This window comes from Synechococcus sp. SYN20 (genome assembly GCF_014279555.1).
GTDB lineage: Bacteria > Cyanobacteriota > Cyanobacteriia > PCC-6307 > Cyanobiaceae > Synechococcus_C.
The window spans coordinates 409,359-432,314 of record NZ_CP047959.1; the positions used below are offsets into that span (position 1 = coordinate 409,359).

The following is a 22,956-nucleotide window of genomic DNA, read 5'->3' on the forward strand; positions in this document are numbered from 1 at the left end:
CACTGATTCCCATTAACCCCAATCTAGGAGTGATTAGGTCATAGGTTGCGAATGCGGGCCATTGCTTCGTCCACATTGCTACGGCTGTTGAAGGCGGAAAGGCGGAAATAGCCCTCTCCTGCAGCCCCGAAGCCACTCCCTGGGGTCCCCACCACGTTGGCCTTCTGAAGCAGGTGATCGAAGAAGCTCCAGGAGTCCATTCCGGAAGGTGTTTTCAGCCACACATAAGGGGCGTGCTCACCGCCATGCACTTCAATTCCTGCAGCGCTGAGCTCGCGCCGGATAATGGCGGCGTTCTCCATGTAGAAGCTCACGAGTGCCTTCACTTCCTGTTGCCCAGCAGCGGAATACACCGCTTCTGCGCCGCGCTGAATGATGTAGCTCACGCCGTTGAACTTGGTGCTCTGCCGACGGTTCCAAAGCCCCCAAAGCTCCACCTCTGAACCATCGTCGGCTTTGCCCTTGAGCCCTTTGGGTACAACGGTTAAGGCGCAGCGGGTGCCTGTGAATCCGGCGTTTTTGGAGAAGGAGCGGAATTCGATCGCACAGTCGCGAGCACCCTCGATCTCATAGATGGAATGGGGCAGCTCGGGATCTTGAATGAACGCCTCGTACGCTGCATCAAACAGGATCAAGGCCTTGTTGGCACGGGCGTAGTCGACCCATTCCTTCAGTTGGGCCTTCGTTGCGACAGCGCCGGTGGGGTTGTTGGGATAACAGAGATAGATCAGGTCAACAGGTTCACTGGGAATCTGTGCTGCAAACCCGTTGTCTGCGCTGATCGGCAGGTAGGTCAGGCCGCCATAACGTCCGTCATCGCCAGACTCGCCTGTGCGGCCAGCCATCACATTGCTGTCGACGTAAACCGGATACACCGGATCGGTCACTGCAATGCGATTTCCACTCCCCAGGATGTCGAGAATATTGCTGCTGTCGCATTTGGAGCCGTCCGATACAAAGATCTCCTCTGCGCTGATCTCACAGCCCCTGGCTTGGAAGTCAACGTGGGCAATCGACTCGCGAAGCCAGGCATAGCCCTGTTCCGGCCCATAGCCGTGGAATCCTTCCGCAGTTCCCATCTCGTCGATGGCTGATTTCATGGCGTCACGGCAGGCCTGCGGTAGCGGCTCTGTGACGTCTCCGATGCCGAGACGAATCAGCTGGGCCTCGGGGTTGGCGCTACTAAAGGCCTTCACCCTGCGGCCAATCTCCGGGAACAGATAACCCGCTTTGAGTTTCAGGTAATTGCCGTTGACCTTGACCACGAATGACTGGGGTTGCTTCGGGCATCCTGCTACATACGATGAAAGAAGCAGGGCCTGGTGGTCGTGATTGTCGCCCCGTCCCCCACGAAGCAGGATCCCGATCCCAATGCTGTTGTGGCGTTTGATCAACTTGTTGATGCCTCCATCAATCGTCCCGCCCGGTACATGGGACATGAGTTGGGGGTGGAGCCACGGGATTGGGAGGCGGCGCGTGTGCGCTGGGCTCTGACCTATCCCGAGATTTACGAGGTGGGCTCCAGCAACCTCGGCCACATCATTCTTTATTCCATCCTTAATGCTGTTCCTGGTCAGCTGTGTGATCGGGCCTATCTCCCGGCAGCGGATCTTTCAGAGAGGCTGAAAGAGCGGAAGCAAGCCTTGTTTGCGGTGGAGAGCAGGAGGCCGCTCCCCGCCTTTGACATCCTGGGCTTCAGCCTCAGCTATGAGCTGGGTGCGACCAATATTCTCGCCATGTTGGATTTGGCGAAAGTGCCGCTTTATGCGGCAGAGAGAGGAGACTTGCCCCTCTCTCACCCCGAGTCTCCGCCTCTGATTTTTGCTGGCGGTCCCACAGCCACCAGCAACCCTGAGCCTTATGCAGCTTTCTTTGACTTCATTGCTTTAGGCGATGGCGAAGAACTTCTCCCTGAGATTGGATTGGTGGTGGCAGAAGCCAAAGCTGCGGGCCTGTCTCGAACGGACTTGCTTCGTGACCTGGCTGTTGTCCCAGGGGTTTATGTGCCGTCTCTCTATGGACCTGATCAGCAAGGGATCAGCGTGGAGCCGCTGGAGGATGGTCTTCCGGACCGCTTGTTGAGGCGTGTTGCTACGCCCATGCCCCATTACGCGATGGGACTCGTTCCTCATGTGGAGACCGTGCATGACCGATTGACGGTGGAAATTCGTCGTGGTTGCACCCGAGGCTGCCGTTTTTGCCAGCCGGGAATGCTGACAAGACCAGCGAGGGACGTGGAGCCTGAGGCCGTGATTGAGGCGATTGAAACGGGAATGCAGCGAACGGGTTACAGCGACTTCTCTTTGCTGTCGTTGAGCTGCAGCGATTACCTGGCGTTGCCCGCTGTGGGGGTCGAGCTTCGCAATCGTCTCGCCGATCGCAATGTCACGCTTCAATTGCCCAGTCAGCGGGTGGATCGGTTTGATGACGACATCGCTCACATCCTTGGGGGCTCCCGCCAGTCGGGCCTGACGTTTGCACCGGAAGCCGGCACCCAACGGCTGAGAGACATCGTGAACAAAGGCCTCACGGATGCCGATCTTGTGGATGGAATCCGCACAGCAATGCAAAACGGCTTCCGCAAGGTGAAGCTCTATTTCATGATCGGGTTGCCGGGTGAGACCGATGCCGATGTGCTGGGCATCGCCGAGACCTGTCGGATGTTGCTCGACCGCTGCCGCGATTTAGGTCGCCTCAATCTCAACATCACCATCAGTAATTTCACCCCGAAGCCGCATACGCCGTTTCAGTGGCACAGCGTTTCGACGGCGGAGTTCTTAAGGCGTCAGCAGTTGCTGAGGGAAGCCGGAAAGCGTCTTCGCGGAGTGCGCTTCAACTTCACGGATGTGAGGCTTTCCGCTATGGAGGACTTCGTCGGTCGCGGAGACAGGAGCTTGGCGCCTGTCATCGAAGCGGCATGGCGAGCGGGTGCAGGGATGGATGCATGGTTTGAGGCCCTCGATCGCACCTATGAGGCTTGGACTGGCGCTATCGCAGCAGCAGGTCTTGAGGGCCGCTACCGGGCCCTTGAGCTCGGTGGCTGGGGACGTGCGAATGCGCTCAGCGAGGAAGGGTTGGATGCGTTCTGTTCTCAGCCGCTGCCTTGGGACCACATCGATACCGGGATTGATAAGGGCTGGTTGGCAGACGATCTCAAGCGAGCTCTTGAAGCGGCCGTTGTTCCGGATTGTTCGTTCGAGGGATGCAGCAGTTGTGGGGTCTGTGGCCCGGACCTAGGCCACAACGTTGTGATTGCTCCTCCTGAGATTCCTGTTCAGAAGCCAAGGCAGGCTCCACCGAGCGAGCGGGTCTGCCGGATCAGGTTTCGTTTCAGCAAAACAGGCGCGATGGCCTTGCTCAGCCATCTCGATTTGGTGCGCTTGTTTGAGCGTGCGCTTCGACGTGCTGAATTACCGATCAGTTTCACCGGTGGCTTTCACCCGCTTCCCCGCCTTCAGCTCGCCTTGGCCTTGCCGCTTGGCGTGCAAGGAGAGGGGGAATGGATGGATTTGGAATTCATTGAACAGGTTGAGGCGCTTCAGGTTTTGAAGCGTTGGCAACAGACCCTTCCCCCAGGACTTTTGTTGATGGAGGCCTATGAAGTGCCCGTGTCTGGTCAGAGCCTCTCTCAACAATTGGAGGCAGCCCGATGGAGCTTTGAGCTGAAAACTCAAGCGGGAGACCCTTCGATTTCCTTGGATCAGTGGAGGCAGGTGGTGGATGATTTGTTGTCGCGAGATACTCTCGTTTGGGATGACACCGATAAAAAAGGACGTCCTCGTCAGCGCGATTGCAGACCAGCTTTAGAGACGCTTGAAATCGTGGCTCCGGTTGATGGAGCGGTTGATGGAGCGGTGGAGAGCGGGGTAACGCTTGAGTGCCTCGCTCACATCGACGATCAAGGCAGGAGCCTTAAGCCCGCTCAGCTCCAGCACTGGTTGTCTGAAGGCTTCGAGCAGTCTTTGCATCTCCACAATGTGCGTCGCCTCGAACTACGGCTTGTGCGGTGCTAAATTGAAAACAAGACGTCAAACCACGGGCCTGCGCCACGGTTTCGTCCCGACCTTCTTGCTCCCACATCCTGCGGAATAAGAGGCCAGAGTCTCCTGTTTCAATCAACGCCCAGGCGTTGCAGTCGAGCTCCAAATCAGAGGAGTTATTCACTCCGAATGCTTAGACCTAATTGGTCACTTGAATTCATTCCAACCCCGTGCGACATGCTGGCTGGCTGTTGATCGGGCTTCAGTCCTGACGGGCGTCGTCAGTCATTGTTTATGCCCCAACAAATTGTTATTGCTGAGCAACTGCGCATTGCCGCAGTTCTCACAGATGAATGCGTCGATGAATTAATTGTTGCCCAAGGGCGTTACCAGATCGGTGATGTCTATTTGGGCACTGTTGAAAATGTTCTCCCAGGGATTGATGCGGCTTTCGTCAACATTGGCGAAAGTGAAAAAAATGGCTTCATTCATGTCACTGACTTAGGCCCTTTACGCCTTAAAAAAGGTGCCGCAGGCATTACAGAACTGCTCGAACCACGCCAAAAAGTGCTGGTTCAGGTGATGAAGGAGCCCACGGGCACCAAAGGTCCACGCTTAACAGGCAATCTGGCGCTGCCAGGTCGTTACCTCGTGCTTCAACCCAGCGGTCAGGGGGTCAATATCTCCAGGCGCATCGGTTCGGAAGGAGAGCGGAACCGGTTGCGCGCCCTGGGTGTGTTGGTGAAGCCCCCAGGGGCGGGCCTGCTGATTCGTACGGAAGCCGATGGAATCAGCGAAGAATTGCTGATTGACGACCTCGAATCGCTGTTACGTCAATGGGAGGCGATCCAAAAAGCTGCTGAGACGGCTTCCCCCCCGGTTCTTCTCAACCGCGATGAGGATTTCATACATCGCATTCTTCGCGATCACACCGGTTTGGATTTGGACCGGGTGGTGGTGGAGTCACCCGCTGCTGTGGAACGGGTGCGTTCCTTCCTCGGAGACGAGGGAAGTCACGTTGTGGTGGAAGCCCATCCCGAGCCTTCTGAGCTGCTCGAGCACTACAAAGTCAATGGGGCTATTCGTGATGCCCTAAAGCCGAGGGTTGATCTTCCCTCCGGTGGTTACGTGATCATCGAGCCCACCGAGGCCCTCACGGTGATTGATGTCAACTCTGGTTCGTTCACCCGCTCGGCGAATGCCAGGGAAACGGTGCTCTGGACCAACTGTGAGGCAGCCATAGAGATTGCCCGGCAGTTGCGTTTGCGCAACATCGGTGGGGTGATCATCGTCGACTTCATCGACATGGACTCCCGTCGTGATCAGTTGCAGCTGCTGGAGCATTTCACCAGTGCGATTCGTGATGACGCCGCTCGCCCTCAAATTGCCCAGCTCACGGAACTCGGTCTTGTTGAGCTGACGCGTAAGCGTCAGGGCCAAAATATTTATGAGCTGTTCGGGCGAGCCTGTCCCAGTTGCGGGGGACTTGGCCACGTTGCTGTGCTTCCTGGAAAGGATCTGATGCAGCCCCTCGCCACGGCTACGGGGCTGGTGCGTTCTGCAGCGTCGGCTCGCGCTGAAGCTCCTCAGTCTGGAGAGGCCTCGAATGCCCGTCGGCGTCGTGGTGCCCGAGGGAAGGCTGTGGCGGCGTCAGGTCCTGTCGACAGCAGCGATGCGCTTTTGGATGAGATGGAGACTGCTAGTGCGTCTACGTCCGTATCGACGTCTGCTGCCATTGAGCCTGCCAGCGTGAGCCGACGTCAGGACCCTGAGCTGGTTGCGGTTCCTATGGATGAAGACGAAGAGCAGGTCTATGGATGGCTTGGTCTGAATCCAGCCTTGCTCCTGGAGTCTCAGCCGGAGCTGGACAACTTGATGGTGCGCGTTGTCCGTCCCGGCGAAGATGCAGAGCAGGTGCTTGAGCAGGCTCGACAGCAAATGTCGGCTAACGCAGGTCGCCGCCGCCGCCGTGGGCCGAGGGGGAATGGACGTGGCGCGGGCACTGGTTCGGGTCGTTCTGCTGCATCAGCTGGCGGAGATGATTCAGCACCCACGACCGTCGTCACTCCCCTGGAGCAAGACGTGAATGCACAGCCTTTGCTTGTGGAGATCACGCCTTTGATTGAGACCCCACTCCCGGTGATGTCTCCTGAGCCTGAAGTGGTTTCAGTATCTGAACCCGTCTCCGTATCCATCTCTGAACCGGTCGCGAGTTCTCAGCCTGAGGTCAGTCCTGATCCTGAGCCTGCTGACACCTCTGAAGCAAGGCCCGGTCGCCGTCGTCGTCGCGCCTCTGCATCGACGTCTGATCACGACTAAGTAGCGGTGTCAGGTCCGTTGAATGACAGCGATGGCCTTGGCATCGCTGGGGTGGATGAAGTGGGTCGTGGCTGTTTGTTTGGGCCCGTTTTTGCCGCCGCAGTTGTGTTGAGCGATCAAGCCGCACTGCATTTGCAGGCGGCTGGTCTCACCGATAGCAAGGCATTAACGCCGAGTCGTAGAGCTGCACTGGTTCCCCTGATTGAGGCTCATGCCCATGCCTGGGGATTGGGTCAAAGCTCTGCGCGGGCCATCGATCACCACGGGATTCGCAGCGCGACTGAGCAGGCCATGTTGTGTGCTCTTCAGCGCTTGCCTAGCCCGCCTCAGCTGGTCTTGGTGGATGGAGTGCTCCCATTGCGATTGTGGGAGGGTTCTCAACGCACCATCGTGCGTGGTGATAGCAGCCATGCAGCCATAGCAGCTGCGAGTGTGTTGGCGAAAGAGGCTCGCGACGCTTTGATTCGGCGGCTGTCCACTCGATTTCCGGGGTACGGGCTTGAGAGACATGCTGGATATGGAACGGCTCAACATCGAGCAGCGCTACTGGCCTCTGGCCCCACCCCCTTGCACCGGCGATCGTTTTTGAAGAAGCTATTCGCCACCCGGTAGGGCGGACTCGCTGGCGGGAGGGTTCTCTAAATCCTTGGCCCAGGACTGGAAATCAGCCACTAACTGACGACCGACTCGGCCTTTGATCGTGAGCAGAATTCCATTCAGGATGGATTCCCCTGTGCTCTCCAGCACTCGCTTGGGAATCAGACGTAGCAGCGGAGGCTGGCTGACCTCCACGCTCAGCGTGGCCTCTCCTTGCAGTCCCCTGGGCGTCGCCTCAAGCAGGGCTTCAAGCCTCAGTTGGAAGTCTTCCACTAACCCCAAACCTTCGAGGTCTGCATCAAGAGCACGGATCCGAAGTTGTCCGCTCACTTCATCGACTTCGAGCGACACCACTGGCTTGACATGCAGTTGGAACACCTGCAGCGTTGTCACGGTGTAGCGGTAGCGCCCTGGCGCCAAGGCTGTGAGCTGGTCGGAGTCGAGCAGCGCTTTGACAACGCGGTCGTGCTCATGCAAATAAGCCCGCAGACGTTCTGACTCATCTGCGATGGGTAGATCGAGATGCTGACTGGCTCGAAAGGCCAGGGCCATGACCGTGTCCTGACGCGGCATGATCCTATCGATCGATGTGTGTCTTGATCCGATGCCGATGCGTGTGGCTTTTCTCGGGCCGGAGGGGACCTATGGAGAGCGGGCTGCTCGCAGCCTCATGAAGCTTGAAGATATCGAGAACCCAGTGCTGGTGGCATGTTCGGGGCTTCGGTCTGTGGTGGAACATGTTGCTGATGGTCGCTGCGAATCGGCCGTGGTTCCTGTGGAGAACTCCGTTGAGGGTGGGGTCACGGCAATCCTTGACGCTCTCTGGTCTTATTCGAACTTGAGAATTCGTCGCGCTGTCGTTCTACCGATTCGTCATGCGCTGCTGAGCAGCGGCTCTCTTGATGGTATTTCGGAAGTCTTATCCCATCCTCAGGCTCTTGCCCAATGCAGCGGCTGGTTGGCACGTCACTTGCCGCAGGCTGTGCTACTTCCAGCAAGCTCCACCGCTGAAGCGGCCAGGATGGTGCGTGGCAGTCGCTTCAGAGCAGCCATTGCTGATCGCTCATTAGCGGGGCAGCAGGGACTCCAGGAGCTGGCCTATCCAGTGAATGATGTGGCTGGAAACCGTACCCGCTTCTTGTTGCTTCAGAACGGTGCGGTGAGTGGCGAGGGAGATGTTGCCAGCCTTGCCTTCTCACTGCATCAAAACGCGCCTGGGGCGTTGATCGAGGCCTTGCAAGCCATCGGCGATCTCGGGCTCAACATGAGCCGGATTGAATCGCGTCCTTCAAAGCGTGAGCTTGGTGAATATGTGTTTTTTGTGGATGTGGAGTTGCCCGGGCAAGGAACGTATGAATTGCTTGAGCGGCTGAGCACAAGCCTGCAGCCGCTGTGTGAACACCTTCTCCACTTTGGGGCTTACCCCAGTTCGGTGTTGGAGTGATCCGTTTTAAACACGCCAAACTGCATCATTCCTCGGGCAAAAGCCCAGCGCATTAACAACAGCGTTGGTGTTTCCCGAAGGCCTTGGAGGACGGCCTTGGGGCCAAGACGCAGGATCGCATTGGGCCTGCGGATGCCTTCAAGGATGGACTCATTCCAAGAGGGCAACGTGGCGTCTGTCCAATCGGCGGTGCTGATCGTGCCGCGCTGATGAGGGCTGGTTTCAAGGTTGTGGCGAAAGCCTCGGATGCTGGCGAATTCAGGATGCGCCCATTGCGTGAGTAATTGGTGCATCACCCAGCGTTCGCGCCGATCAAGGGCACCATCCACAGGATCGCGGCGGTTCCAGTCAGCAACGGCCAGACGCCCGCCTGGTTTCAGAACTCGTAGGAGTTCGTCGGCAAATCGCTGCTTATCGGGCATATGCGGACCGGCTTCGACCGTCCAAACGGCGTCAAAGCTTTGATCCTCAAGTTGGAGGTTGAGGGCATCCATCACTGCGAAGCGACAGGGCAGCGAGTCTGGCGTTAGCTGGGTGGCTCTGTTCACCTGAGCAGGACTGATGCTGATACCCACTACGTCTAAACCGTAGTCACGGGAAAGGATCCTGGCGCTTCCTCCGATACCGCAACCCACGTCCAAAACACGCGATCCTGGTGGTAATTGATCGAAGCCACTCCAGCGGATCAACGCATGGACGAAGTCGGCCTTGGCCTGCCGGAAATCGCGAGGCTGTGGTGGCGATCCGTAATGACCAAGATGAACATGCTCACCCCAAAGAGATTCCAGTAATTGGTCGTCGGTCCAGGCGTCATAGGCGGCAGCAACGCTCTCACTGGAGTGGTAAGCGCGGTTGCGACGATTCCAGAGCTGGTAGGCGCCAGCCAAGAGCAGTAATCCAGCTGCTGTTGGTATGAGAACAGTTGGTGAAGGCATTAACCGTTGCTCGGATCGGTCTCTGACAGCGTGTCGCGTAAAACGGTGCGAGCAGCAAGCTGACGACGGGTCTCATCGAGCATTTCGAACTCCTGCTCTAGACGCGTGCGTGTGCTGGTGAGCTCCAGGAGATCCTGCTGTTGGTCTGCTACCGGCCCTCCTAAATGCGCTCCAATCCAAAAGGAAAGCTCGCGAGGAAGGTCTGGAAGGTCGTCAGGCAGGGAAGATTTGGAGTCGGTCAGTTTGCCCGTGAGTTCAACAACATCTTTCAAGGCTTGCGTTACGGTCGCAGCTAAGGACTGCAATTCGCTGATGTTGTCGACAGGATCGTCTTCGATCCAGCTGACCATTGCCGAACGAAAGGGTGTCTCTCTGGTGACGTTGAGCACTCGAAAGCGCTGTTGTCCGAGGGTCACGATGTTGCTGCGACCATCGTCTCCAGTTTGATGCTGGATGATTTCAGCACAACAGCCAACAGCGGCCATCGTTTGTTGATCCGGATCCCAACGCACGATGCCAAAGCGCCGATCTGTTTCTAAGACGCTCTGCAACATCATTCGGTAGCGCGACTCGAAGATATGCAGTGGCAGAACATCACTTGGGAAGAGGACCACATCCGGCAGAGGAAACAGAGGAAGTTCTCTGACGGACAGATCAGCCACGCAGAATTCAAGCGAAGAGCGAAATACTAGGCAGCTGATCGTTGGATGGGGCTCCGATTAGAGCTTGACCTCGATGTCAACTCCACTAGGAAGGTCGAGCTTCATCAGAGCATCGATGGTCTTTGCTGAAGGGCTGTAAATATCGATGATGCGGCGATGGGTCCGCGTTTCGAAGTGCTCGCGTGAATCCTTATCCACGTGGGGCGAGCGCAGAACGCAGTAAATCTTGCGCTTCGTTGGCAAAGGAATTGGCCCGATGGCCGTTGCTGCCGTGTTGTCGGCAGTTTCAATGATTTTGTCGCAAGAGAGATCCAGCATGCGGCGATCAAACGCCTTGAGACGAATGCGGATCTTTTGCTGAGCGATTGCGGTGGACATGGAGGCGGGAGAAAGTCCCTAAAAAGAGACCGAGAAGTTGGATTGTCTAGGTTCGGACAGGAAGAGCCTCAGGCAATGAAGCTCTTCCACTCAAGAACTGTAAGGGACGGTCTCACCGCAGTCAGCCTGACCCTTACAGGGCTTGAGGATTAGATCATTCGATGATCTTGGAGACCACGCCAGCTCCGATGGTGCGACCACCTTCGCGAATAGCAAAGCGCATGCCCAATTCCATAGCGACTGGGCAGATCAACTCACCAGTCATCTGGATGTTGTCTCCAGGCATGACCATTTCAACGTTGGAGCCATCTTCCGCTGTGAATGCGGTGATCTGCCCTGTCACGTCAGTGGTACGGATGTAGAACTGCGGGCGGTAGCCAGCAAAGAAAGGTGTGTGGCGGCCCCCTTCTTCTTTCTTGAGCACGTAGACCTGGCCCTCAAACTTGGTGTGAGGGGTGATGGAACCGGGCTTCACGAGCACCATGCCGCGCTCGATGTCTTCCTTCTGAATGCCGCGAAGAAGGAGACCTACGTTGTCGCCGGCCATGCCCTCATCGAGCAGTTTGCGGAACATCTCCACACCGGTAACGGTGGTTTTGCGGGGATCTCTGATGCCCACGACTTCGACTTCTTCGCCCACTTTGACGATGCCGCGTTCGATACGACCCGTTGCGACGGTGCCACGTCCAGTGATGGAGAACACATCTTCGATCGCCATCAGGAATGGCTTATCAATTTCTCGCTCTGGCTCGGGGATGCTTTCATCCACTGCAGCCATCAGTTCTTCGATTTTGGCTTCCCATTCTGCTTCGCCCTCGATGGCTTTTAGGCCAGAGACTTGAACGACAGGAATATCGTCGCCGGGGAAGTCATAGCTGGAAAGCAACTCACGGATTTCCATCTCAACGAGTTCGATGATCTCTTCGTCATCAACCATGTCGCACTTGTTTAGTGCAACAACCAGGGCGGGAACGCCAACTTGCTTGGCAAGGAGAATGTGCTCCTTGGTTTGAGCCATAGGGCCGTCGGTGGCTGCACACACAAGGATGGCGCCATCCATCTGAGCAGCACCTGTGATCATGTTTTTCACATAGTCCGCGTGACCAGGGCAGTCAACGTGGGCGTAGTGGCGCTTATCCGTTTCGTACTCAACGTGAGCAGTATTAATGGTGATGCCGCGTTCGCGCTCCTCAGGAGCACCATCAATGTCGGCATAGTTTTGAACCTCAGCCTGACCTTTTTTGGCGAGCACGCTTGTGATCGCTGCGGTGAGGGTGGTTTTGCCGTGGTCAACGTGGCCGATGGTGCCGATGTTGACGTGGGGCTTGTTCCTTTCGAACTTCTCGCGAGCCATTTTGGTAAAGAATCTAGGGGTGAATTAAGGGAGTGTAGAGATCAGGAATTGCCCTGATTCTTGGAGATGATGGCCTCGGCCACATTGCGAGGAACATCCTCGTAGTGACTGAACTCCATCGAGAAAATACCCCGACCCTGGGTCATGGATCGGAGTTCGGTGGCATAGCCGAACATCTCGGCCAAGGGCACCTTGGAAGAGACTTTAGACGTTCCGTCATCGACGGACTGGCCCTCTACCTGTCCCCGGCGAGAGGACAGGTCGCCGATCACCGAACCGAGGAAATCCTCGGGGATTTCGACTTCGACCTTCATCATCGGCTCAAGAAGTACAGGATTGCACTTCTTGACCGCATCCTTGAAGGCCATAGAGCCAGCAATCTTGAAAGCCATCTCCGACGAGTCCACATCGTGGTAAGACCCATCGACCATCGTGCATTTGACATCAATCAGGGGATAACCAGCAATCACACCTGACTCGCAGGTCTCCTTCATGCCCTGCTCTGCAGGCTTGATGTATTCCTTGGGAACGATGCCACCAACAATTTTGTTGATGAATTCAAAGCCAGATTCTGGTTCGCCAGGCTCCATCTCGATGACGACGTGACCGTATTGGCCTTTACCACCAGTTTGCCGGGAGAACTTGCCTTCCCCTTTCGATGAACCACGAATGGTTTCTCTGTAAGAAACTTGAGGGGCACCAATATTGGCTTCCACTTTGAATTCGCGCAGCATGCGATCCACCAAAATTTCGAGGTGGAGTTCGCCCATGCCTGCAATCACGGTCTGACCTGTTTCCTGATCCGTACGGACACGGAACGTTGGGTCTTCTTCGGCCAATGACACCAAGGCTTTGGAGAGTTTCTCCATGTCGCCTTTGGTTTTGGGTTCGACCGCAACCGAGATCACGGGCTCAGGCACAAACAGCGTTTCCAAAACAATTGGATCGTCTGTTGAGCAGAGGGTGTCTCCGGTGGTTGTGTTCTTGAGACCCAAAACAGCTCCGAGATCACCGGCACGAAGGGCATCCACTTCTTCGCGATCGTCAGCTTTCAGCACAACGAGACGAGAGATACGTTCTTTCGTGTCTTTGGTCGAATTCAAGACGTAACTCCCTTTTTCAAGGACGCCTGAATACATACGAACAAAAGTGAGCTTTCCGTAAGGGTCAGCCATCACCTTGAAGGCCAGAGCACTGAAGGGTGCACTGTCGTCGGATGGACGAACAGCTTCTTTGCCGTTTGGCAGAAGTCCCTGGATTGGAGGTACATCAATCGGAGCTGGAAGGTAATCAACAACCGCGTCGAGAACAAGTTGAACACCCTTGTTCTTGAAGGCCGAACCACACAGCACGGGGACCAATTTGTGCTTAAGAACACCAGTACGGATGCCTTGCTTCAAATCAGCATTTGAGAGTTCGCCTGACTCCAGGAACTTTTCGATGAGATCTTCATCATTTTCTGCAATCGTTTCCATCAAAATGTTGCGCCACTTATCAACCTCATCTTTCATATTTGCCGGAACATCTGTGACGTCGATGTCTTGGCCTAAATCATCTTTATAGATATTGGCTTTGTTCTCAACAAGATCGATGATTCCGCTGAGTTCACCTTCGGCTCCAATCGGAAGCTGAATGGGAACCGCATTGGCCTTGAGGCGATCCTTGATTTGTCCAAAAACCTTCAAGAAATCAGCACCAGTCCGATCCATCTTGTTGACAAACACCATCCGTGGCACGGAATAGCGATCGGCTTGGCGCCACACCGTTTCTGATTGCGGCTGCACGCCACCAACAGCGCAAAAAACTGCGATCACCCCATCGAGAACGCGCATGGAGCGTTCAACTTCGATGGTGAAATCAACGTGTCCAGGAGTGTCAATAATATTGATCCGGTGGTCATTCCAGCTTGTGGAAATTGCAGCGGCAGTAATCGTGATCCCACGCTCACGCTCTTGAGCCATCCAGTCGGTTACGGCTGCACCGTCGTGCACCTCACCAATCTTGTGCACCACACCGGAGTAGAAAAGAATCCTCTCAGTGGTGGTTGTTTTACCAGCGTCAATATGGGCTGCAATACCAATATTTCTGACGCGTTCCAGGGGAAAGTCGCGTGCCACAGGATACTCCGGGGTGGGGCGTTAAAAGCAAATGTGACTCTACATGTCAACCTGAGATAATCAGGTTGACTGAAGATCAGTAGCGATAGTGGGCGAAAGCTTTGTTGGCTTCAGCCATCTTGTGGGTCTCTTCCCGCTTGCGGACCGCACTACCGGCTTCGTTCGCAGCGTCCATTAATTCTCCAGCAAGCTTTTGAGACATGCTGCGACCATTACGGGCTCTTGAGAAATTCACGAGCCAACGAAGGGCCATTGCTGTGCCCCGTTCTTGACGAACTTCCATCGGAACCTGATAGGTCGCGCCACCAACACGTCGTGCACGCACTTCTACAAGTGGAGTCGCGTTCTTGACTGCAGTTTCGAACAGCTCGACGGGGTCACCACCGGTGCGTTCACCAATCAATCCAAAAGCATCCGAAAGAATGCGTTGGGCGGTGGACTTTTTCCCATGCTTCATCAACCTCGCCACCATCATCGTGGCGAGGCGATTGTTGAATTGTGGATCCGGCAGGATCGGACGTTTGACTGCAGCGTTACGGCGTGACATGAACCGTTAGGTGGGGAATAACAGGGTGAAAAAAGTAGAAAGAGTGAGGATCACTCTTTGGGCGCCTTGGCGCCGTACTTCGAACGGGATTGACGGCGATCCTTGACACCAGAGGTGTCCAAGGTTCCACGAATGATGTGGTAACGCACACCAGGAAGATCTTTAACGCGTCCTCCACGGATGAGGACCACGGAGTGTTCCTGAAGGTTATGGCCAATGCCACCGATGTAAGCCGTGACCTCGAATCCTGAGGTGAGGCGAACACGGGCCACTTTCCGTAGGGCCGAATTCGGCTTCTTCGGAGTGGAGGTATACACGCGGGTGCATACACCCCTGCGCTCTGGGCAAGCCCTAAGCGCAGGAGATTTTGTTTTCGCCTTGAGGGTTTGACGCTCGTGGCGGATTAGTTGCTGGATGGTTGGCATCGACGGTCGGGATGCGGCCGGAGACCCGACCTAGTTCGACAATCCGTCACCATACTGGTTCGTCCGACCTTTTCTTCTCAACAGCGGGAAAATGCACTCCCGCATAGACAGCAACGCACATTGTCCTGGGGGCTGATCAGAAAGCCACCGCCACTCAGATCGCCGCGGTAATCCAGGCAAAGACCTTCCAGTAGATGAAGTTGCTCCTCTGGAGCGTGAAGCGTGACTCCGTCGGCTCGAGCCATGGCAATTCCTGCGAGATGCCCTGGGCGCAAGCGGATCACGTGTTGCTCACAACTTCCGGATACCAAGTCGAGGTGCATCAATCCTGGAGTCCCTGCTACCGCAGCCTGGCGACCGAGTTCCGCCGCAGCGGAGGCGCTGATGGAGAACGTGGCGCCCATAGCCGTTCGCATGCTGATGAACTCAGTTTGCCAGCACCTTGGATCCAGCACGCACAAAGCCAAGACCGTTTTGTACGCGTGGAGTGATGCCCCGCCCGGTCATCACTGTTGTATTGGCGATGAGCATGGTGGTTGAGCCGCCCCCATCGAGATTGAGTGCCTCCGTTATCCCAAGTTGACTTAGCGCCAGGCTTGTTTCCAGAAGGGTGGGATCACTGCCATTGGCGCCTTTGACGGCAAGGAGCCAAAGCCGCTCCTTGTCTTGAGCCACAACGGTGCGCGGTGCTGAACCGGTAAGAAAGCCAGGGCTAAAGCCTTCCTGGCGTCCATTCAGAACAACCTTGCCTTTTTCTAGGAGAAGGGGCCCTCCCCCCAGCACTTGAGGACGTTCACCCAACGGGTTTGAGTTGCGGGTGTTGATGGTCACTGCATCCCCAACCCGAGCTGGAAGTGCTGTTCCTCCTCGGGCCACGATCAGGTCTCCCCCTAAAGGCAAAGGGACACCGCGAACGAGGGCGGCTTGGTCGTACACCGCATCAACGCGTCCTTCCATGAGTGTCAACGCTTGCTCTTCTCCACTGAGCGCGCGATACGTTGGGCCCCAAGCCCTGGTGTAGCGACTGAGTCCGCGTTGGACATAGCCGCTGTTAAGCATCCCAAGAGGCCAGCGACGTTGCCCAACCACGGTCATCTCCTGGATCAACTGCAGGCGTCCAAACATCAGGGGGCCGTTGCGGTCCCAGCCGATGGCCCCTCGGTTGAGGATTGGACCTGAAAGCCACTCGTTGTTAAGACGAACAGCTCCAAGAGGAAGTTGGCGAACTCTGTTAAAAAAACCTCCATTCACCGCCACAAGCGCTTTGGCAGGTTGCGCCAACTGATTGAGGTAGCGCAGTCCGGGTTGGGCATGGCTGGGGGCAAGCGGGCGTAAAAGCAGAGCTGAGCTGTTGTGCTGAACGCCAGCTCGGTACAGCCTTATGGGCTTGACGCCAACTTGAACCACGCGCTGATCAAGAACCAACCCCTTCTTGATCGGACCTTGCATCTCTGGGGCGAGTAGCGCACGTTGAAAGGCTTGGTACTGACGCCGGCTTGTCGACGGATTTGTGGGGGTGATGCCGTCTAGAACAACCCGCCATGGCTCTTTAAGCGTCAAGGTCGAAAGCTTGCTCGATTGGCCCAGCAGCTTCAGCCCGCCCTGCCCCCGTCGTGTTTGCAAGCCAATCCTGCGCAGATGGCTTTCCTGCAGAGGCGTGATCTTTATTTGTAGGAGTAGATCATCGCCCTGGCGCTGAACGAGGGCAGGCCCACTGAGGTCCATCACAAGACGATTGGCGCTGCTTCCTTTGCCTTGTCTGAGTGTTTTCAGATGGGGTTGGGGAAGCTCCACTTCAAGAGTGTTCTTGCTTCGGTTCACTTGAACCCCAAGTGCGTTCAGCCAGGGCAGAGCATCGAGGGCAACTTCATCTCCGATCGTGCGTTGCTGCAAACCGCTCAAGGGCAGTTGCACGCCGTACCACTCGAGACGTTCTCCGCCTTCATCGGATTGACGCTGAAATCCCATCTGCCCGATAAGGAGATCGAGAGGTAGCCAGAGCCGCTTTGGGTTTGTTGCTCCCTGGCCCTGCCATAGCCATGAGCTCGAGCTGTTGATGCCGCCAATCGTTAGGCGATCTCCACTGAACTGATCAGTGAGGCGAACCTCCGCAATGGGTACTGGCGGAGGAGGTGGCATTGCTGCATCCATGACTCGACGCTAGCTGGGGTGGGCGAATCCTTAGGATTCGGGATAGCTCAACAGCTACGGATTGCGAATGCCGTTGCTGTTGTACGTCTCGACTGCAGGTTATGACCCAACTCACCGGTTCCGATTGGCCCTATTGCGACAGCAGTGCACCTGCTGCGGTTGCCGGGGAGAAGGACGCATGTGGTGTGGGTTTTCTGGCACAGCTGCAGGGTGAGCGCAGTCATTGGGTGCTTCAGCAGGCCCTTCGTGGTTTGGGTTGCATGGAGCACAGGGGTGGGTGCGGTGGTGATGGTGATTCAGGAGATGGTGCAGGAGTCTTGTGCGAAATCCCCTGGGAGTACTTGAGAGCGATTTGGCCAGAAGCTGCGAATGCCAACGGTCTCGGCATGATGTTTCTGCCGAAAGATCCCGGTCGCCGTGCCGACGTTCAGCGATTTTGTGATCAAGAGGCGCAAGCCCTTGGCCTGACCTCCGTTGGCTGGCGAGAGGTTCCGATCGATTCAGCGGTTCTGGGCCCGCTTGCGCGTGAAACAGCACCTGTGATTCAGCAGTGGTTAGTGCAGAGAGATGTTGATGCTGATGCTCTGGAATCTCTGCTTTTGCGCCTGCGCCGTCGTGTTGGAGCCAGGGTTCGCAAGGAATTTGGAGCCGAAGGCGCTCGCGATTTTTACGTCGCGTCCCTGAGTGGTCGAACTGTTGTTTACAAGGGGATGGTTCGTTCCGAGGTTCTCGCCCAGTACTACGCCGATCTGCGTGACCCTCGCTTTGCTGTGAGTTTTGCGGTCTACCACCGTCGTTTCAGCACTAATACGCTTCCCCGCTGGCCGTTGGCTCAGCCGATGCGCCTCTTGGGTCACAACGGTGAAATCAATACGTTGTTGGGCAATCTCAACTGGGCTAAGGCATCAGAAGCTGGCTTGGAAGACGTATGGGGTGAAGCTTCAGCCGACTTGATCCCGGTTGTGAACCCCGATTTCAGCGACTCGGCCAATCTTGATGCCACGCTTGAGCTGATGGTGAGGAGTGGACGCTCAATCACCGACAGCTTGATCACTTTGGTGCCGGAAGCCTTCCGAAATCAGCCCGATCTCGACAGCCGCCCTGATGTCACGGCGATGTACGAATTCAATGCCGGGACTCAAGAGCCATGGGACGGCCCAGCATTGTTGGTGTTTGCGGATGGGAAGCGCGTGGGCGCGACCTTGGATCGCAATGGGCTGAGGCCTGCGAGGTGGTGCACAACGGCTGATGGGTTCGTGATCATGGGATCCGAGACCGGAGTGGTGGATCTCAGCGGAAAGACTGTTATTGAAAAAGGGCGCTTAGGTCCAGGTCAGATGGTGGCCGTTGATCTTGAGCGCGGCGAGCTGTTGACCAATTGGGCGGTCAAGGAAGACGCGGCCAAACGTTTTCCCTATGGCGATTGGTTAAAGCAGTATCGCCGCTCCGTTTCGGCTCAGCCTTGGATTCAAGACTGCCAAATCAGTGAGCTTGATTTGCTGCGCTTGCAAACAGCGATGGGCTTCACCGCAGAAGATCTAGATCTTGTGATTGAGGACATGGCAGGTCTTGGCAAAGAGCCCACCTACTGCATGGGTGACGACATCCCCTTGGCGGTGCTCTCCGACAAGCCTCACCTTCTCTACGACTACTTCAAGCAGCGCTTCGCTCAAGTCACCAATCCACCGATTGATCCCCTGCGAGAGAAATTGGTAATGAGTTTGGAGATGCACTTAGGGCAGAGGCGGCCTGCTGTGAAGCCTCAGGCAGAGGCCGCGGCCTTGATTCACCTCGATACTCCAGTGCTCAATGAGGCGGAGCTGAGTGCTCTGTCTGATCAAGGGCTAGTGGTGCGATCCCTCTCGACCCAGGTTGCAGTCGAAGCCTGCGCGGGTGGGCTGCAGTCGGCCGTGGATGCTCTCTGCTCACAGGCGGAAGAGGCGGTCCGCAACGGCGCTCAGGTGTTGGTTCTGTCGGACCGCGTGAATGCTGACGGGCAGCCTGCGGAACTGATGGCCACCACTGTGGCGATGCCCTCTTTATTGGCGGTAGGAGCGGTGCACCACCACCTTTTGCGCCAGAAATTGAGACTCCACTGTTCGCTGGTTTCGGAGACCGCTCAGTGTTGGAGCACCCATCACATGGCTTGCCTGATTGGTTACGGCGCCAGCGCTGTTTGCCCATGGCTCACCTGGGAAACGACGCGCCATTGGCTCGCTCATCCCAAGACCCAGAAGCGGATCGAACAAGGCAAATTGCAATCTTTGGATCCCGATAAGGCCCAGGCGAATGTTCGCTTGTCCCTTGAGAATGGGCTCCGCAAAATCCTCTCCAAAATCGGTATTTCGCTCCTAGCGAGCTATCACGGAGCTCAGATTTTTGAGGCCATCGGACTAGGCGCCGATGTGATTCAAAAGGCTTTCGCGGGGACGACCAGTCGCGTTGCTGGGATGACCCTTCCAGAGCTTGCCAATGAAACGCTCTCGTTGCATGCCAAGGCTTTCCCTGAGCTGAATCGCAGCAAGCTTGAGTTCATGGGTTTTGTGCAATACCGCACGGGTGGTGAGTACCACCTCAATAGCCCGGAGATGTCGAAGGCTCTGCACAGTGCCGTCAAAGCTGGTCCTGGATACGACCACTTCTCCACCTACAAAACCCTGTTGGGAAACAGGCCGGTCACAGCTCTTCGCGATTTGCTCGAGTTCAAGCTGGCTGCGACGCCCTTGCCGCTGGATCAGGTGGAGAGTGCCGAAAGCCTATGTACTCGCTTTTGTACAGGCGGCATGAGCCTGGGAGCTCTCTCTAGAGAGGCCCATGAGGTGTTGGCCGTGGCCATGAACCGTATCGGTGGAAAGAGCAATAGCGGTGAGGGTGGTGAGGACCCGATTCGTTTTCAGGTTCTCCATGATGTGGATGGAGACGGCCGCTCGTCGTCTTTCCCAAGCATCGGTGGGCTGAGAAATGGTGACACCGCCTGCTCAGCGATCAAGCAGATCGCTTCGGGCCGGTTTGGGGTGACAGCGGAATATTTGCGCAGTGGCAAGCAACTTGAGATCAAGGTGGCTCAGGGAGCTAAGCCTGGTGAAGGTGGCCAACTGCCTGGGCCAAAGGTGGACGCGTACATCGCTGGGCTGCGCAACAGCAAAGCCGGCGTGGCGCTGATTTCGCCTCCGCCCCATCACGACATCTATTCGATTGAGGATCTCGCCCAGCTCATCCATGATCTGCACCAGGTGCATCCCAAAGCCCCTGTCAGTGTCAAGTTGGTGGCTGAGATTGGGATCGGCACGATCGCGGCTGGTGTGGCGAAGGCCAATGCCGATGTGATCCAGATTTCTGGTCACGACGGCGGCACGGGAGCATCGCCGCTGAGCTCGATCAAGCACGCCGGCAGTCCCTGGGAGCTGGGCTTAACCGAAGTGCATCGATCGTTGTTGGAGAACGGGTTGCGTGATCGCGTCTTGCTCCGTGCCGATGGCGGTCTCAAGACCGGTTGGGATGTGGTCGTCGCTGCCCTGCTCGGCGCAGAGGAGTATGGCTTTGGGTCTGTAGCGATGATCGCTGAGGGCTGCATCATGGCCCGTGTTTGTCACACCAATAACTGCCCCGTAGGCGTGGCCACGCAGAAAGAAGCGCTACGCAAACGCTTCACCGGTGTGCCCGAACATGTGGTGAATTTCTTCTGGTACGTGGCGGAAGAGGTGCGTCAATTGATGAGTGTCTTGGGAGTGGCGCGTCTTGAAGATCTGATTGGACGCAGCGAGCTGCTGCAGCCGCGTTCCGTCGAGCTTGAGAAGACCAAATGCGTGGATCTCTCCAGCTTGTTGGCTCCAGTGGGAGACGCCAACGACCGCTCCTGGCTCAAGCACAGCCCTGAAGCCCATGGGAATGGTCCGATTCTTGAAGATCATCTCCTGGCTGATGGCGCGTTCATGGATGCCGTCGAGAACCATGGCTCTCTCAGCCGCACGATCGAGATCGTCAACACCGATCGCAGTGTTGGTGCACGATTCGCTGGCGAGATCGCTCAGCGCCATGGGAATCGTGGCTTTAATGGGCAGCTGAATCTGAACTTCCGCGGAGCTGCCGGCCAAAGCTTTGCGGCCTTCCTTGTTCAAGGCATGACCATGCGCTTGGAGGGTGAGGCCAACGACTACGTCGGGAAAGGCATGAACAGTGGTCGGATCACTCTCGTGCCTGGTGATGGTGTCGCCAACCCTGGCGATCAGGTGATTCTTGGAAACACCTGTCTTTATGGCGCCACTGGGGGTGAGCTTTTTGCCCATGGCCGGGCTGGTGAACGCTTTGGCGTTCGTAACAGCGGAGCTCGCGCCGTGGTGGAGGGAGCCGGGGACCACTGTTGCGAGTACATGACCGGAGGCGTGATTGTGGTGCTGGGAGGCACCGGTCGCAATGTGGGTGCCGGTATGACCGGAGGTGTGGCGTTCCTGTTGGATGAAGCGGGCGGCGTCCAGGCCCGCGTGAATCCTGAAATCGTGGAGGTGGTCAGCATCACCACCCCACAACAGGAGTCTTTGCTGAAATCACTCCTTGAGGCTCATGTCAACACCACCTCTAGTGAGAAAGCCAAGGCGTTGCTTTCGGATTGGACCAACGCCAAGTCGTTGTTCAAGTTGTTGGTGCCCCCAAGCGAGCGAGCAGCGATGGGGCTTGAAGCGCGTGAGGTGGTTGCAGCCTGATTCCTCCGTACTGTCCCTATCGCCATGCCCTGGTTTATCAAGCAGGAAACGTTTACCGCAGCGATGACATCGTTATCTGCTGAGCAGCGTCGTGTTCATTGCCATGACCATCGCCGTTGGGTTCAGGCTCAACGGCTTTCAGGGTGTGCCATGGCCAGCGGTTTTCTTGTGGATGAGCAACACAAGCCAGGTGGGGGCGGTTTATTGGTCTTCGAAGCTGACAGCTACACGGCAGCAAAAGCGTTCATCGCTGCTGATCCAATGATTGCCAGGAACCTGGTGGACTGGACGCTGCATGAGTGGAAGCCGGTTGAGGGAAGTCTTCAGGCTTAGTTCAGACCTAGTCACTGCTGCTCTTGGTGTTGAGCTGGAGCGTTCAGCGAGGGTGAATGGTCATCAGTTTCTGCACTTCTCCAGCGTGGTAGCTGCTGCGCGTGAGCGGAGTGCTGACCACCTGTAAAAACCCCAGCTCTTGTTCTCCCTTGAGGCGGTAGCTCTCGAACTGCTCCGGAGTGACGAACCGGTCCACGCTCAAGTGTTTGGGGCCTGGTGATAGGTATTGGCCGATGGTGACGATGTCAACTCGGTGTTCTCTTAGATCGCGAAGCACCTCGATCACTTCCGCGTCGCTCTCGCCGAGGCCCACCATTAATCCCGACTTGCTGTAAGACCGTGGCCAGCCATCACGAACCCGTTTGAGGAGTTCCAAGGAGCGCTCATAGATTCCCTGCGGACGAGCCTGGCGATACAGCCGCGGCACCGTCTCAATGTTGTGATTGAGCACATGGGGTGATGCCTCCATCACCGTGGCTAGCGCATCCCAGTTGCCACAGAAATCGGGAATCAGCAGCTCAATTGTGGTGAGCGGCGAGTGTTGCTTCACCTGCTCGATGCAAGCCACGAACTGAGAGGCGCCTCCGTCTTCCAGGTCGTCGCGGTTCACTGAGGTGATCACAACGTGTTTGAGCCCAAGCCGGGAGACCGCCTCCCCGAGCCGTTGGGGTTCGGTTGGGTCGAGTTCTCGGACGCTCTTGTCGAAGTCGATATCGCAGTAGGGACAGGCGCGGGTGCAGCCGGGCCCCATGATTAGGAACGTCGCGGTCCCTCCGGCAAAGCATTCGCCGATATTCGGGCAGCTTGCCTCCTGGCAAACAGTGTTCAGCTTGAGGTCCAGCAGCAGGTCGGCCACCTCGCCAATGCGCTCGCGCTGGGGGGCTTTGACGCGCAACCAGTCAGGTTTCTGAATGGACGTCATCTTTTAAAGTCGCCTCATCGGGATGTAGCGCAGCTTGGTAGCGCACTTCGTTCGGGACGAAGGGGCCGCAGGTTCGAATCCTGTCATCCCGA

At 56.6% G+C, this 22,956-nt stretch carries 18 protein-coding genes and 1 tRNA gene; 7 read left to right on the forward strand and 12 right to left on the reverse strand.

Annotation, left to right across the window (positions count from 1 at the left end):
* Positions 1-38: 38 nt before the first annotated feature.
* Positions 39-1,265: an LL-diaminopimelate aminotransferase gene (locus tag SynSYN20_RS02065; RefSeq protein WP_186524540.1), complete on the reverse strand. Its 1,227-nt coding sequence runs from the start codon at positions 1,263-1,265 to the stop codon at positions 39-41.
* A 165-nt stretch (positions 1,266-1,430) separates the two neighbouring features.
* Between SynSYN20_RS02065 and SynSYN20_RS02070 the strand changes: the two genes are divergently transcribed.
* From SynSYN20_RS02070 to SynSYN20_RS02080, 3 genes are all read left to right on the forward strand, one after another.
* Positions 1,431-4,013 carry a TIGR03960 family B12-binding radical SAM protein gene (locus SynSYN20_RS02070; RefSeq protein ID WP_255476332.1) on the forward strand — a complete coding sequence of 861 codons (2,583 nt, stop codon included), beginning with the start codon at positions 1,431-1,433 and terminating at the stop codon, positions 4,011-4,013.
* Between the two features lie 261 nt (positions 4,014-4,274).
* A complete protein-coding gene (locus SynSYN20_RS02075; protein WP_186524541.1) occupies positions 4,275-6,299 on the forward strand; it encodes an Rne/Rng family ribonuclease in 2,025 nt (674 codons plus the stop codon).
* 18 nt (positions 6,300-6,317) lie between these two features.
* Positions 6,318-6,911, forward strand: coding sequence for a ribonuclease HII (locus tag SynSYN20_RS02080; RefSeq protein ID WP_186524542.1), 594 nt, complete (start codon positions 6,318-6,320; stop codon positions 6,909-6,911).
* On the opposite strand, the gene SynSYN20_RS02085 is transcribed toward SynSYN20_RS02080, so the two are convergent.
* Positions 6,894-7,469 (reverse strand): DUF1997 domain-containing protein, encoded by a 576-nt coding sequence (locus SynSYN20_RS02085; RefSeq protein ID WP_186524543.1) that lies wholly within the window; start codon positions 7,467-7,469, stop codon positions 6,894-6,896. The two genes, SynSYN20_RS02080 and SynSYN20_RS02085, sit on opposite strands and share 18 nt — an antisense overlap.
* Positions 7,470-7,500: 31 nt before the next feature.
* Between SynSYN20_RS02085 and pheA the strand changes: the two genes are divergently transcribed.
* Positions 7,501-8,340 (forward strand): prephenate dehydratase, encoded by an 840-nt coding sequence (gene pheA, locus SynSYN20_RS02090; RefSeq protein WP_186525384.1) that lies wholly within the window; start codon positions 7,501-7,503, stop codon positions 8,338-8,340.
* Here the strand turns inward: pheA and SynSYN20_RS02095 are convergent.
* From SynSYN20_RS02095 to SynSYN20_RS02135, 9 genes are all read right to left on the reverse strand, one after another.
* The gene (locus tag SynSYN20_RS02095; protein WP_186524544.1) at positions 8,316-9,275 is read right to left on the reverse strand and encodes a methyltransferase domain-containing protein; all 960 of its coding nucleotides are present in this window, start codon (positions 9,273-9,275) and stop codon (positions 8,316-8,318) included. The two genes, pheA and SynSYN20_RS02095, sit on opposite strands and share 25 nt — an antisense overlap.
* Positions 9,275-9,937, reverse strand: coding sequence for an LON peptidase substrate-binding domain-containing protein (locus tag SynSYN20_RS02100; RefSeq protein WP_186524545.1), 663 nt, complete (start codon positions 9,935-9,937; stop codon positions 9,275-9,277). Before SynSYN20_RS02100 ends, SynSYN20_RS02095 begins: the two co-directional genes overlap by 1 nt.
* Positions 9,938-9,994: 57 nt before the next feature.
* Positions 9,995-10,315, reverse strand: coding sequence for a 30S ribosomal protein S10 (rpsJ, locus tag SynSYN20_RS02105; protein WP_006042265.1), 321 nt, complete (start codon positions 10,313-10,315; stop codon positions 9,995-9,997).
* A gap of 154 nt (positions 10,316-10,469) precedes the next feature.
* The gene (gene tuf, locus SynSYN20_RS02110) at positions 10,470-11,669 is read right to left on the reverse strand and encodes an elongation factor Tu (RefSeq protein ID WP_186524546.1); all 1,200 of its coding nucleotides are present in this window, start codon (positions 11,667-11,669) and stop codon (positions 10,470-10,472) included.
* A 41-nt stretch (positions 11,670-11,710) separates the two neighbouring features.
* Complete coding sequence (fusA, locus tag SynSYN20_RS02115; RefSeq protein WP_186524547.1) at positions 11,711-13,786, reverse strand: elongation factor G; 2,076 nt, start codon at positions 13,784-13,786, stop codon at positions 11,711-11,713.
* A 76-nt stretch (positions 13,787-13,862) separates the two neighbouring features.
* The gene (gene rpsG, locus SynSYN20_RS02120) at positions 13,863-14,333 is read right to left on the reverse strand and encodes a 30S ribosomal protein S7 (protein WP_186524548.1); all 471 of its coding nucleotides are present in this window, start codon (positions 14,331-14,333) and stop codon (positions 13,863-13,865) included.
* Positions 14,334-14,383: 50 nt separating this feature from the next.
* Positions 14,384-14,758: a 30S ribosomal protein S12 gene (rpsL, locus tag SynSYN20_RS02125; protein WP_186524549.1), complete on the reverse strand. Its 375-nt coding sequence runs from the start codon at positions 14,756-14,758 to the stop codon at positions 14,384-14,386.
* A gap of 77 nt (positions 14,759-14,835) precedes the next feature.
* Positions 14,836-15,162, reverse strand: a complete 327-nt coding sequence (locus SynSYN20_RS02130) for an AIR synthase (RefSeq protein WP_038014828.1) — start codon at positions 15,160-15,162, stop codon at positions 14,836-14,838.
* Between the two features lie 22 nt (positions 15,163-15,184).
* The gene (locus tag SynSYN20_RS02135) at positions 15,185-16,897 is read right to left on the reverse strand and encodes a phosphodiester glycosidase family protein (RefSeq protein ID WP_255476333.1); all 1,713 of its coding nucleotides are present in this window, start codon (positions 16,895-16,897) and stop codon (positions 15,185-15,187) included.
* Between the two features lie 113 nt (positions 16,898-17,010).
* On the opposite strand from SynSYN20_RS02135, the gene gltB reads away from it, so the two are divergent.
* Positions 17,011-21,609 (forward strand): glutamate synthase large subunit, encoded by a 4,599-nt coding sequence (gene gltB, locus SynSYN20_RS02140; protein WP_186524551.1) that lies wholly within the window; start codon positions 17,011-17,013, stop codon positions 21,607-21,609.
* Between the two features lie 24 nt (positions 21,610-21,633).
* Positions 21,634-21,942 carry a YciI family protein gene (locus SynSYN20_RS02145; protein ID WP_186524552.1) on the forward strand — a complete coding sequence of 103 codons (309 nt, stop codon included), beginning with the start codon at positions 21,634-21,636 and terminating at the stop codon, positions 21,940-21,942.
* Positions 21,943-21,985: 43 nt separating this feature from the next.
* Here SynSYN20_RS02145 and lipA read toward each other — a convergent pair whose 3' ends face one another.
* Positions 21,986-22,855, reverse strand: coding sequence for a lipoyl synthase (lipA, locus tag SynSYN20_RS02150; protein WP_186525385.1), 870 nt, complete (start codon positions 22,853-22,855; stop codon positions 21,986-21,988).
* Between the two features lie 27 nt (positions 22,856-22,882).
* Here lipA and SynSYN20_RS02155 point away from each other — a divergent pair.
* Positions 22,883-22,956 (forward strand) — tRNA-Pro (locus SynSYN20_RS02155).